The 12,961-nt window shown below is 70.3% G+C and carries 9 protein-coding genes; all 9 read right to left on the bottom strand.

The features are described 5' to 3' along the window. Nucleotides 1–403 precede the first annotated feature (403 nt). Nucleotides 404–919, bottom strand: a complete 516-nt coding sequence (locus ABZ845_RS24795) for a hypothetical protein (RefSeq protein ID WP_360983230.1) — start codon at nucleotides 917–919, stop codon at nucleotides 404–406. A 61-nt stretch (nucleotides 920–980) separates the two neighbouring features. Continuing rightward, nucleotides 981–1,535 (bottom strand): GNAT family protein, encoded by a 555-nt coding sequence (locus ABZ845_RS24790; RefSeq protein ID WP_360983228.1) that lies wholly within the window; start codon nucleotides 1,533–1,535, stop codon nucleotides 981–983. Then, nucleotides 1,513–3,753, bottom strand: a complete 2,241-nt coding sequence (locus ABZ845_RS24785; protein ID WP_360983226.1) for an MMPL family transporter — start codon at nucleotides 3,751–3,753, stop codon at nucleotides 1,513–1,515. Before ABZ845_RS24785 ends, ABZ845_RS24790 begins: the two co-directional genes overlap by 23 nt. A gap of 323 nt (nucleotides 3,754–4,076) precedes the next feature. Continuing rightward, nucleotides 4,077–5,591, bottom strand: coding sequence for an Asp-tRNA(Asn)/Glu-tRNA(Gln) amidotransferase subunit GatB (gene gatB / locus ABZ845_RS24780; RefSeq protein ID WP_360983224.1), 1,515 nt, complete (start codon nucleotides 5,589–5,591; stop codon nucleotides 4,077–4,079). 15 nt (nucleotides 5,592–5,606) lie between these two features. Next, nucleotides 5,607–5,849 carry a hypothetical protein gene (locus ABZ845_RS24775; protein WP_360983222.1) on the bottom strand — a complete coding sequence of 81 codons (243 nt, stop codon included), beginning with the start codon at nucleotides 5,847–5,849 and terminating at the stop codon, nucleotides 5,607–5,609. After that, nucleotides 5,846–7,348: an Asp-tRNA(Asn)/Glu-tRNA(Gln) amidotransferase subunit GatA gene (gatA, locus tag ABZ845_RS24770; protein WP_360983220.1), complete on the bottom strand. Its 1,503-nt coding sequence runs from the start codon at nucleotides 7,346–7,348 to the stop codon at nucleotides 5,846–5,848. The genes ABZ845_RS24775 and gatA overlap by 4 nt, the downstream gene beginning before the upstream one ends. 6 nt (nucleotides 7,349–7,354) lie before the next feature. Beyond that, nucleotides 7,355–7,651 (bottom strand): Asp-tRNA(Asn)/Glu-tRNA(Gln) amidotransferase subunit GatC, encoded by a 297-nt coding sequence (gatC, locus tag ABZ845_RS24765; RefSeq protein WP_359394993.1) that lies wholly within the window; start codon nucleotides 7,649–7,651, stop codon nucleotides 7,355–7,357. 523 nt (nucleotides 7,652–8,174) lie between these two features. After that, nucleotides 8,175–10,517, bottom strand: coding sequence for a bifunctional diguanylate cyclase/phosphodiesterase (locus ABZ845_RS24760; RefSeq protein WP_360983218.1), 2,343 nt, complete (start codon nucleotides 10,515–10,517; stop codon nucleotides 8,175–8,177). A gap of 237 nt (nucleotides 10,518–10,754) precedes the next feature. Beyond that, nucleotides 10,755–12,953 (bottom strand): NAD-dependent DNA ligase LigA, encoded by a 2,199-nt coding sequence (gene ligA, locus ABZ845_RS24755; RefSeq protein WP_360983216.1) that lies wholly within the window; start codon nucleotides 12,951–12,953, stop codon nucleotides 10,755–10,757. Nucleotides 12,954–12,961 lie beyond the last annotated feature (8 nt).

The raw sequence follows: 12,961 nt of genomic DNA, 5'->3' as shown, positions 1-12,961 counted from the left end.
AGAGTGCCGCATCTTGCGGTGGGTCGGGGACCTTAGATGTGGGGAGGCGGGCGGGGGGCTTACGTAAGGATCGGGCGTAAGTCCTAGGCGCCGTAGGGGTGTGGCGGGGGGTGTCCCGTGCGGGTGCGTTGTGGGTTTTGCGCAGTTCCCCGCGCCCCTGTCGAGCAACTGCCGGTACGTCGTCGGCTGCGGGAGCGTTGTGGGTTTTTGCGCAGTTCCCCGCGCCCCTGTCGAGTACCTGCCGGTACGTCGTCGGCTGCGGGGTGCGTAGTGGGATTTGCGCAGTTCCCCGTGCCGCTGTCGTGCAACTGCCGGTGCGTTGTGAGGATTGCGTAGTTCGGTGTGGCGTTGGGGTCGGGGGCGCCCCGCGTCCCCTTGGGGGCGCGGGGCGGGGTGGGGTGGGTCAGGGGGCGGAGGGGAGGCCCATGAGGATGTCGGTGTACTTGAGGACGGCCAGGAGCAGGCCGAGGACGCCCAGGGACACGCCGCCCCAGGCGACGGACTTGGTCCAAGCGGCCTGCGGCTTGCCGGGCTCGCCGAAGGCCGGGCGGGCCAGGACGACGACGCCCACCAGCAGCGCGGCGAGCGCGAACAGGCCGCCCCACAGCGCGGTGGCCTGCCAGGCGTCGCCGTACACCGCCTTGATCTGCGTGGCGACCTTCGCCGTGGACGAGGTCTGCAGCTGGCCCACAAGGGTCTGGCGGGCGGCGGCCACGGTGCCGACCCAGCTGCCGGTGAGGGAGACGACTCCGAGTGCGGCGGAGACCACCGCCCCGGCTCCCTGGCCCACCCCGGTCGGGGCCTCGGCCGCGGATTCCGCGGATTCCTCGGTCCGGCTGTCCTCGGCCTGCGTCGTCCGCGCCGTCTCCTCGTCGGTCGTGGCCTTGGTGCCGGTCTCGTCAACTGTCTCGATTCCCATGCCTGGCACCGTACGGACGGTGTATGAGAAGTCTCTTAATGATCGCCCGGGGACACCGCAACTACGCCCGTGCGGCCCTCCACTCGGGCGCGAGCACCGACCACACCTCGGTGTTCCGGAGTGCGCCGCGGTAGCGGTAGTTCTGTCGCAGGACGCCGTCGCGGGTCATGCCCAGGCGTCGGGCGACCGCGATGCTCGGTTCGTTGGCGGAGGACGCCTGCCACTCCACCCGGTGGATGCCGCGTTCCTCGATCGCCCAGTCGATGAGGATCCGCATCGCGCGCGTGACGAGTCCCCGGCCGGTTCCGGCGGGCTCCAGCCAGCAGCCGGCCTCGCACGTGCCGCCCTCGGCGTCGAAGACTCGGAAGAGGACCCCGCCGACCAGGGTTCCCTCCAGCCACAGCCCGTACAGGCTGCCGGTGTCGGCGGCACGCTTGTCGGCGTACGACTGGAGGACGGCCCGGGCGGAGGGGACGTCCGTGGCGCCCGACCCGAACGGGATGTGCTCGTTGATGAACTCCCGCCCTCGGTCGAGGTGCGCCAGGAACTCCTCGGCGTGCCACGGCTCGAGCGGCCTCAGTTCGGCCCCGTCGTCACCCAGGGATATCGCGTACATCGAGCTGCGGCTCCTTCATCAGCATGTCCTCCAGCACGTCGTCTTCCGCGCACTGCGCTGAAATCGTCGCACGGCACTCCGGCGGCTCGATGCTGATTTTCGGCAGCCTGCGGTCCAGCCAGGAGGGCAGCCACCAGTTGGCGCCGCCGAGCAGGTGCATGAGGGCGGGGACGAGCAGGGTACGCAGGACGAAGGCATCGAGGGCGACGGCGGAGGCGAGCCCGATGCCGAACATCGCGATCACACGGTCACCGCTGAGCACGAACGCGAGGAAGACCGAGATCATGATGACGGCGGCCGAGTTGATCACCCGGCTGGTCTCGGCCAGGCCGATCCGTACGGCGCGCCGGTTGTCGCCGGTCTCCAGCCACTCCTCGTACATCCGGCTGACCAGGAACACCTGGTAGTCCATGGAGAGCCCGAAGAGCACCGAGACCATGATCACGGGAAGGAAGGGCTCGATCGGCCCGGCCCGGCCGAGTCCGAGCAGCTCGCTGCCCCAGCCCCACTGGAAGATCGCGACGACCACGCCGAACGCGGAGGCGACGGCGGCGATGTTCATCGCGGCGGCCTTCAGCGGAATGCCGAGGGACCGGAAGGCGAGCAGAAGCAGCACACAGCCGAGACCGATCACCACGCCCACGAACAGCGGGAGCTTGCTGACGATCACGCTCGCGAAGTCGTCGTAGCTCGCCGTGACCCCGCCCACGGACAGGTCGAGCGAGGTGCCCTTCTCGGCCTTCGGCAGAACGTCGGAGCGCAGCCGGTGCACCAGGTCGCTGGTCTGCTTGGACTGCGGGGCCGAGTCCGGTACGACGGTGAGGTACGCCGTATCGCCACCGCTGTCGTAGGTCACCGGGGTCACCGAGGCGATGCCCTTGGTGCCCTCGAGCGTGTGGTCGAGGTTGTCGAGGACCAGCTTGTCCTCGGCGCCTCCCACATGGGTGACCACGGTCAGCGGACCGTTGACGCCAGGACCGAAGCCCTCGGCGATCATGTCGTACGCCTGCCGCGTGGTCGACGTCCTCGGGTCGTTGCCCTGGTCGGAGGTGCCCAGGTGGAGGGAGAGCGTGGGCAGCGCGAGCAGCGCCATGACCACCAGCGCGACGGCGCCGAGCTTCTTCGGGTGGCGCTCGACGAACGCCGACCAGCGGGCGGCGAAGCCGGTCGGCAGCTCGGGCTCGGGGCCGTGCTCGTCCAGCCTGCGGCGCTCGCGGCTGCCGAGGGCGCGCGGCCCTATGAAGGACAGCAGGGCGGGGAGCAGGGTGATCGAAGCCGCGACGGTGAGCAGGACGGTCAGGCACGCGGCGACCGCGACGCCGTTGAGGAAGCCGAGCCGCAGGATCAGCATGCCGAGCAGGGCGATGCAGACGGTCGCGCCCGCGAAGACCACTGCGCGTCCGGTGGTGGCGACGGCGCTCACGGCGGCCTCCTCCACCGGGACACCGCGCTTCAGGTTCCGGCGGTGCCGCGTCACGATGAACAGCGCGTAGTCGATGCCGACGCCCAGACCGATCAGCATGCCGAGCATGGGCGCGAAGTCGGCGACGGTCATCGCGTGCCCGAGCAGTCCGATGCCGGAGTAAGCGGTTCCGACGCCGATCACCGCGGTGGCGATGGGCAGGAAGGCGGCGGCGAGCGAGCCGAAGGCCAGGAAGAGGACCACGGCCGCGACGCCCACGCCGAGCGCCTCGGCGAGGTGGCTGCCCTGCGAATCGGTGGACGGGACGGCGCTGCCGCCCAGCGCGACCTTCAGATCGCCGCTCTCGGCGGCCTTGGCGGTGTCCACGACGGCCTTGGCCCGGCCCTTGCCGATCTTGTCGGCGGGCTGGGAGAAGTCGACCGTGGCGTACGCGGTGTGACCGTCGCGGCTGATCTGGTCACTGTGACTGCCCGTATAGGGGCCGGTGACGGAGACGACGCCGGGCAGGTCCGCGATGCGGTCCAGGGTGCGGGTCATCGTCTGCTCGACGTCGGCGGCGTTCACCGTGCCCGCACCCGTGTGCCAGACCACCGTGTCGCTGTCCCCGGAGAGGTCGGGGAAGCCCCGGTCGAGCATCTGGGCGGCACGGTTCGCTTCGGTGCCGGGAACCCCGTAGTCGTTCGAGTACGCGGAGCCCGCCGCCGCGGAGGCGGCAGTGATCCCGGCGAAGGCGATCAGCCACAGCAGGACGGTGACGAGGCGGTGACGCACACACCAGCGCGCTAGGGCGGCCACAGACATGCTCCCTGGGGTGGTTCGTGGATCTTTGACCGGGAGCTGCAGCTGATGGAACTGAACGGCCCGCAAAGAACGAATGAACGAATGAGCAATCCCCACCACTGTTGCAGCCGAAAGAGATCATTTGTCGCTTTCGTGGCGTTGGTCACAAGACCGGGACCCGATTGGACTCAGTCCAATGACGGACCGGCGGACAGGACCGGCAACTCCGTCGCACCATAAGGTTTTTGTTAATGCTCCGGAATGCGGTCGGGGGTGGTGCACCGCATCAGGCGCACCACCCCCGAGGACACCCCCGAAGGGGACTATGTCCGTTTATGTCAGCCTTCGCTGACGCCCAGCCGCTCCAGGATGAGTTCCTTGACGCGGGCGGCGTCGGCCTGGCCACGGGTGGCCTTCATGACGGCGCCGACCAGGGCGCCCGCGGCGGCCACCTTGCCGCCGCGGATCTTGTCCGCGATGGCCGGGTTGCCGGCGATCGCCTCGTCCACGGCGGAGGTCAGCGCGCCCTCGTCGGACACGACCTTCAGCCCGCGCTTGTCGACGACCTCGTCCGGCGTGCCCTCACCGGCGAGAACGCCCTCGATGACCTGGCGCGCCAGCTTGTCGTTGAGGTCCCCGGAGGCCACCAGCGCGGTGACCCGGGCGACCTGCTCCGGCGTGATGGACAGCTCGTCCAGCGCCTTGCCCGACTCGTTGGCGCTGCGGGCCAGCTCGCCCATCCACCACTTGCGCGCGGAGGCCGCGTCGGCGCCCGCCTCGATGGTGGCCACGATCGAGTCGAGCGCACCGGCGTTGAGGATCGCCTGCATGTCGGTGGCGGAGATCCCCCACTCGTCCAGCAGCCGGGTACGGCGCACCAGCGGCAGCTCCGGAAGACCGGCGCGCAGTTCCTCGACCCACTCGCGCGAGGGCGCGACGGGCACCAGGTCGGGCTCGGGGAAGTACCGGTAGTCCTCGGCCTCCTCCTTCACGCGGCCCGAGGTCGTCGACCCGGTGTCCTCGTGGAAGTGGCGGGTCTCCTGGATCACCTTGCCGCCGCCGTCGAGCACGGCGGCGTGGCGCTGGACCTCGAAGCGGGCGGCACGCTCGACCGAGCGCAGCGAGTTGACGTTCTTGGTCTCGCTCCGCGTGCCGAACGTGTCACCGCCCTTGGGCATCAGCGACAGGTTCACGTCGCAGCGCATCTGGCCCATCTCCATACGGGCCTCGGAGACGCCGAGCGCCCGGATGAGCTCGCGCAGCTCACGGACGTACGCCTTCGCCACCTCGGGCGCACGCTCGCCCGCGCCGACGATCGGCTTGGTGACGATCTCGATCAGCGGGATGCCCGCGCGGTTGTAGTCGAGCAGCGAGTGGGACGCGCCGTGGATACGGCCGGTGGCCCCGCCGACGTGCGTCGACTTGCCGGTGTCCTCCTCCATGTGGGCACGCTCGATGTCCACACGGAAGGTCTCTCCGTCCTCCAGCTGCACGTCGAGGTAGCCGTTGAAGGCGATCGGCTCGTCGTACTGGGAGGTCTGGAAGTTCTTCGGCATGTCCGGATAGAAGTAGTTCTTCCGGGCGAAGCGGCACCACTCGGCGATCTCGCAGTTCAGCGCGAGACCGATCCGGATCGCGGACTCCACGCCGATCGCGTTGACGACGGGGAGCGCGCCCGGCAGGCCGAGGCAGGTGGGGCAGGTCTGCGAGTTCGGCTCGGCGCCCAGCGCCGTGGAGCAGCCGCAGAACATCTTGGTCTTGGTGCCGAGTTCGACATGGACCTCGAGGCCCATGACGGGGTCGTACGACGCCAGCGCGTCCTCGTACGACACCAGGTCGGTCGTGGTGGTCACGGTGAAACTTCCCTCTCAGCCCAGCAGGACGTCGTCGTCGCCCAGGCGCTTCAGCTCGCGGACGAGAAGAGCGAGACCGGTGACGATGGCGGCGGCGGACACGGCGGCGTCGATGAGGCGCAGGGTGTCGTGCTCGACGCGGGCCTTCTTGACCTGCTTCGCGACACCGAACGCGCCGAACGCGGTGGTGGCCATGGACAGGTACGTACCGGACTTGGACTTCTTGAAGCCCTTGGCCTTGGACAGTGCCTTACTCACAGCGACGGAGCCTCCTCCAGGAGCGGGTGCCCCCACTTTTCCACGAAGGCGGCCTCGACTGCGGCGCCCACCTTGTAGAGCCGGTCGTCCTGCATCGCCGGAGCGATGATCTGCAGCCCGACCGGGAGATTGTCCTCCGGTGCGAGGCCGCAGGGCAGGGACATGGCGGCGTTGCCCGCCAGGTTGGTCGGGATCGTGCACAGGTCGGCCAGGTACATCGCCATCGGGTCGTCGGCGCGCTCGCCGATCGCGAAGGCGGTCGTCGGGGTCGTCGGGGAAACGATCACGTCGACCTGCTCGAATGCCTTCTCGAAGTCGCGGGTGATGAGCGTGCGGACCTTCTGGGCCGAGCCGTAGTACGCGTCGTAGTAGCCACTCGACAGGGCGTACGTGCCGAGCATGACGCGGCGCTTCACCTCGGCACCGAAGCCCGCCTCACGGGTGAGGGAGGTGACGTCCTCGGCGGAGCGCGTGCCGTCGTCGCCGGTCCGCAGGCCGTAGCGCAGGCCGTCGAAGCGGGCGAGGTTGGACGAGCACTCGGACGGCGCGATCAGGTAGTACGCCGACAGCGCGAGGTCGAAGGACGGGCAGTCCAGCTCGACGATCTCGGCGCCCAGCTCCTTCAGCAGTTCGACGGACTCGTCGAAACGCTGGATGACACCGGCCTGGTAGCCCTCGCCGCGGAACTGCTTGACGACGCCGACGCGCATGCCGGAGACGCTGCCGTTGCGCGCGGCCTCGACCACCGCCGGGACGGGCGCGTCGATCGACGTGGAGTCGAGCGGGTCGTGCCCGGCGATCACCTCGTGCAGCAGCGCCGCGTCCAGGACCGTACGGGCGCAGGGCCCGCCCTGGTCGAGGGAGCTGGAGAAGGCGACCATGCCGTACCGCGAGACCGCACCGTACGTCGGCTTCACACCGACCGTGCCGGTGACGGAGGCCGGCTGACGGATGGAGCCGCCGGTGTCGGTGCCGATGGCGAGCGGGGCCTGGAAGGAGGCGAGCGCGGCGGAGGAGCCGCCGCCCGAGCCGCCGGGGATCCTGGTGAGGTCCCAGGGGTTGCCCGTGGGCCCGTAGGCGCTGTTCTCGGTGCTGGACCCCATGGCGAACTCGTCCATGTTGGTCTTGCCGAGGATGACGACGTCGGCGTCCTTGAGGCGCTTGGTGAGCGTCGCGTCGTACGGCGGGATCCAGCCTTCGAGGATCTTGGAACCGACGGTGGTGGGAACGCCCTTGGTGGTGAAGATGTCCTTGAGCGCCAGGGGCACACCTGCCAGCGGGCCGAGTTCCTCGCCCCGCGCCCGCTTCTCGTCGACGGCGCGGGCCTGGGCCAGCGCGCCTTCGCGGTCGATGTGCAGGAAGGCGTGCACCTTCTCGTCCACGGCCTCGATACGGGCCAGGTGGGCCTCGGTGACCTCTACGGCGGTGAGCTCACCGGAGGCGATCTTCTCGGCGGTCTCGGCGGCCGTGAGCCGGATGATGCTGTTCTTGTCCGTCATGACGGGCTACTCCTCCCCCAGGATCTGCGGCACCTTGAAACGCTGCTGTTCCTGGGCCGGGGCACCGGACAGCGCCTGCTCGGGGGTGAGCGACGGACGGACCTCGTCCGCTCGCATGACATTGGTCAGCGGCAGCGGGTGGGAGGTCGGTGGTACGTCTTGGTCGGCGACCTCGGCGACGCGGGCGACCGCGCCGATGATGTCGCCGAGCTGGCCTGCGAAGTGGTCGAGCTCTTCGGGCTTCAGCTCCAGACGCGCCAGCCGTGCGAGGTGGGCGACCTCCTCGCGCGTGATGCCAGGCATGCAGCGATCCTCTGGGGTGAGTGTGTGTGGTTTGGGGCCAATCCTATGGCGCGGGCCCGACTGCCCGCGCATGGGTTGACCGGGGACCGCCCATCGTGGGGCGCGCGCCCCTGTGAATACGCACCTCCGCATCGCTGTACGCCTCCGCCACACGAGCGCCACCAGCCACGACGCGTGGAAGGAACCTCGGCACCGTCGTGGCAGGTCGCGCAGTTCCCCGCGCCCCTCGAGAGCGCGCTTCGCGCGCGTCCGAGGGCCGGAGACCTGCCGACATCCGCCTCCGCCACGCGACTGCGCGCGAAACGCGCCGCTCGGGGGCGCGGGGAAACTGCGCGAATCCCACGACGCGCCCTCAGATCACAACACACCGGAAGTGGCTCCACAGGGGCGCGGGGAGCTACGCGGGACACCACGACGCACCCACGGGTGAAGGCGCACCGCAGCACCCCGACAGGGGCGCGGGGAACTGCGCGATAGACCGACGCGTCCGCGGACGACGACGGACCCCAGCCGAGCGGACCGCTCAGTCGTCCGTAACAGCAGGCGCCGCAGGCAAGGCCGCCCGCGGCCGGGGCCGCCCCCTTACGCCCCGCGCCCGCAGCCACGCGGTGGTCTCATCGGCGGGCATCGCCGCAGCCACCAGCCACCCCTGGACCGCATCGCATCCAAGGTCCCGCAGCCGCTCCCAGGTCTCGTCGTCCTCGACGCCCTCCGCGACCACCAGAAGCCCGAGCGAATGCGCGAGGTCCAGCGTGCAGCGCACGATCTCCGCGTCCTCCGCGTCCACCGCCAGCCGCGCCACGAACGAACGGTCGATCTTCAGCTCACTCACCGGCAGCCGCCTCAGATGCACGAGCGACGAGTAACCGGTGCCGAAGTCGTCCAGCGACATCTTCACGCCGTGCCCGCACAGCGCGGCCAGCGTGTCCGCGGCCCGCTGGGGATCCTCCAGGAGCACGTGCTCCGTTATCTCCAGCTGCAGCGCCCCGGCGGGCACCCCGTGCCGTGCCAGCCGGGCGGCGACCGCGCCCGCGAAGCCCGGCGAGTGGACGTCGCGCGGCGAGACATTGACGGCGACGGGCACCTCGAGGCCCTGTGCCCGCCAGCGCGCCACCTGTCCCAATGCGGTCTCCAGCACATACTCCGTGAGATGCGGCATCAGCCCGGAGGACTCGGCGATCGCGATGAACTCGTCCGGCGGAACCTTTCCGCGCTCGGGATGCACCCACCTCACCAGCGCCTCAAGCCCTGCGACCTGGCCGTCGAAGCGCACTTTCGGCTGGTAGTGCAGCTCCACCTCCTGCGCGTCCAGCGCGCGCCGCAGATCGCCCAGCAGACCGAGGCGGTCCGGGGTGTTCGAGTCGCGCTTGGACTCGTACACCTCCACGCCCGTACGGTCCCGCTTCGCCTGGTACATCGCCACGTCCGCGCGCCGCAGCAGTCCCTCCGCGTCGAGCGCGTGGTCCGGGAAGACCGCGACCCCGGCGCTGGCCTCCAGGACGAGCGTGAGCCCGTCGAGGTCGAGGGGCGAGCTCAGCGCCGCGACCAGGCACCGGGCCGCTCGCGCCGCGGACGTCGTGGAGTCGGCGACGGGCAGTAACACGGCGAACTCGTCGCCTCCGAGCCGCGCGGCCTCCGCCCCGCGCGGCAGAGCCAGTCGCAGCCGCTCGGCGATCTGCAGAAGCAGCCGGTCCCCGGCGAGGTGGCCCAGCGTGTCGTTCACCGAGCGGAAGCGGTCGAGGTCGATGAGCATCAGCGCGGCCCGCGCCCCGATGCGGTCGGCGTCGTCCAGGGCCTTCCAGGTGCGCTCCAGCAGCCACTGCCGGTTCGGCAGCCCGGTCAGCGGGTCACGCAGCTGCTCCTCGGCCCGGGCGCGGGCGATCCACAGCGTGGAGTCCAGTGCGATGAGCGGGACGGCGAACAGCGGCAGCAGGATGGGGAGTTCCAGGGCCACGACACAGACCAGCGGCGCGATGCCGAGCAGCGCGACGGCCACGAGTCCCTGCCTGACCAGCGCGGTCCGCACGGCGGTGGGCAGACCGCCGATGCGCGATGCGTGCAGGTACCACAGCAGTGCCCGGGTCACGGCGAGGTACGCCACGGCGACGAGAACGACCTGGGGCGCGGAGGAGACGGTCCAGCTCTGCGGGTTCCAGGGCGTCTCGACGGTCGGGACCCGGCCGAAGGCGGCCAGGGCGAGCGCCGCCGCGCCGATGCCGAGGATGTCGACAGCGCCGTGCAGCACGTCCTCGCGCCATCGCCCGGGCCGCGCCGCGCCGACGAGCACGACCACGGTGAGGCTGACCATTCCCGCGGGCACCCAGCCGTACAGCAGCAGGACGGCGAGGGTCAGCGCGGCTCCGGAGCCCATGCCGCCCGACCAGTGGGAGCGGCCGAGTGCGATCAGATGTCCGACGATGATGCCGGTGAGCACGGCCAGGGACCAGCCGGCGGCCCCGGACGGAAAGAGCGCGTGGTGCTGGCCGAACGCGCGGTAGAAGCAGGCGCCCAGCACGAGCGCGGCGGTCCCGACGACGGCCGCGGGCAGCGCGGGCCACGTCGCATGCCGTCCGTCCTCCTCGGAGTCCCGTGCCGGCAGTCCGCCCGTGCGCCCGGTGGTGAGCGCGGCGGGGCCCGCCGGGAGGGCCGGGAGGCCCGGCGCGTTCGTCGGGAGGACTCCGGTGCCGGGCGCGGCTATCGGTGCCGGTACTCCGCCCGCGTCGAGGCCGCCGCCCGTGGCGGCGCGGGAGCCGTCCGTGTGTGGGTGGCGGGCCTGACGCGTACTACGACGGGCCACCCGCCAGGCGCCGCGCACCCTGTTCAGGGGCAGCCGCGAGATGGGGGCGGCGCTCTTGGTCGGTTCCATTCCCGTCCCTCTCACAGCCGGCGGTGCCCACGCCACGCGGACCCGCGCCCGGCTGGCCATGGGCGACACCGCGTCTGAAACCGTCTGAAAACCCACCACGCGTCCGGGCACGGCAGGCACACACCTCAACAGTAGGCCGCGGATGGCTTCCGCGGGCAGCGGTCGTCGGTGGTTGCCCGAATGCGCCCCGGCCATCCGTATGCATCTGGTATGCGCCGAACGGTTGAGGTTTACTCACTACTCCCCTGCTGGAAGCGCGACTTCCGCGGCTGCTTCAGGCCCCTGTTCCAACAGGACGGCGAAACCCTCCTCGTTGAGGACCGGAACCTTCAACTGCATGGCCTTGTCGTACTTCGAGCCGGGATTGTCGCCCACGACGACGAACGACGTCTTCTTGGAAACGGAACCGGTCACTTTCGCGCCTCTGCTCTGCAGGGCTTCCTTGGCACCGTCGCGTGTGTGGTGCTCCAGCGTTCCGGTGACGACGACCGTGAGCCCCTCCAGTGGGCGGGGGCTCTCCTCCTCGCCGGAGCCCTCCTCCTCCGTCCGGACGCCGGCGGCCTTCCATTTGCGGATGATGTCGCGGTGCCAGTCCTCCGCGAACCACTCCTTGACCGCTGCGGCCACGATCGGACCGACACCTTCGGTGGCCTTGAGCTCGTCCTCGGTCGCCTGGTCGATGCGGTCGATGGAACGGAACTCGCGGGCCAGCGCCTCCGCCGCCACGGGGCCGACATGGCGGATCGACAGTCCGGTCAGAAGGCGGGCGAGCGGGCGTTCCTTGGCCGCCGCGATGTTCTCCAGCATCGCGAGCGCGTTCTTCCTGGCCTCGCCCAGCTGGTTGGCGAAGACCGTCGCGACCTTCTCCTCGCCGGTCTTCGGGTCCCGCTTGGGCAGACCGCTGTCCTGGTCGAGGACGTACGCCTTGATGGGCAGCAGCTGCTCGACGGTGAGGTCGAACAGGTCGCCCTCGTCCTTCAGCGGCGGGTCGGCCGGCTCCAGGGGCCGGGTGAGAGCCGCGGCGGCCACATATCCGAAGTGCTCGATGTCGAGCGCCTTGCGGCCCGCCAGATAGAAGAGGCGCTCACGCAGCTGGGCCGGGCACGAGCGCGCGTTCGGGCACCGAAGGTCGACGTCGCCCTCCTTCATCGCCCGCAGCGGCATACCGCACTCGGGGCACTCGGAGGGCATCACGAACGCGTGTTCCGTGCCGTCGCGCAGGTCGACGACCGGACCGAGGATCTCCGGGATGACCTCGCCCGCTTTGCGGATCACCACCGTGTCGCCGATGAGCACGCCCTTCGCCTTGACGACGTCCTGGTTGTGCAGGGTGGCGAACTCGACCTCGGAGCCCGCCACGGTGACCGGCTCGACCTGCGCGTAGGGCGTGACCCTGCCTGTGCGGCCCACGCCCACACGGATGTTGATGAGCTTGGTGTTGACCTCCTCCGGCGGGTATTTCCACGCGATGGCCCAGCGGGGGGCGCGGGAGGTGGAGCCCAGGCGGCCCTGGAGCGGGATCTCGTCCAGCTTCACCACCACTCCGTCGATCTCGTGCTCCACGGAGTGCCGGTTGTCGCCGCCGTAGTGCGCGATGAACCTCCGTACGCCCTCGAGGCCGTCGACCACCTCGTTGTGTCTGGCGGTGGGCAGTCCCCAGGAGTGCAGCAGCCCATAGGCCTCGGAGAGACGCGTGAGGCCGTTCCGGAAGCCCTCCAGGGCGCCGATGCCGTGCACCACCATGTGCAGGGGGCGGGTGGCCGTGACGCGCGGGTCCTTCTGGCGCAGGGAACCCGCCGCCGCGTTGCGCGGGTTGGCGAACGGCTTGTCGCCGCCGGCCACCAGACGGGCGTTCAGCTCCTGGAACTTGTCCATCGGGAAGTAGACCTCGCCCCGGATCTCCACGAGGTCGGGGACGCGGTCACCCTTGAGGCGGTCCGGAATCTCCGTGATCGTACGGACATTGGGGGTGATGTCCTCACCGGTACGGCCGTCACCTCGGGTCGCGGCGCGCGTGAGCCGCCCGTGCTCATAGGTGAGATTGACCGCGAGGCCGTCCACCTTCAGCTCGCACAGGAAGTGGTGCTCGGAGGTGCCGACCTCCTTGGCGACACGGTCGGCCCAGGCAGCGAGCTCCTCGTCGTCGAACGCGTTGTCCAGGGAGAGCATGCGCCGGCGGTGCTCGACGGACGTGAACTCCGTCTCGTACGACCCCGCGACCTTCTGGGTCGGCGAGTCGGGCGTGCGCAGCCCTGGATGCTCCTCCTCCAGCGCCTCCAGGGAACGCAGAAGGCGGTCGAACTCCGCGTCGCTGACGACGGGAGCGGCCTTCACGTAGTACCGGAAGCGGTGCTCCTCGATCTGCTCAGCGAGCTGCGCGTGCTGCTCCCGCGCCTCGGCGGGCACCGTCGTCTCCGCTTGGTTGTCGCCGGCCACCGTGTGGT

Origin of the sequence: Streptomyces sp. NPDC047022 (assembly GCF_040644155.1) — a bacterium.
In the GTDB taxonomy this organism is placed as follows: Bacteria; Actinomycetota; Actinomycetes; order Streptomycetales; family Streptomycetaceae; genus Streptomyces.
This window is presented reverse-complemented; position numbering and strand designations above follow the sequence as displayed.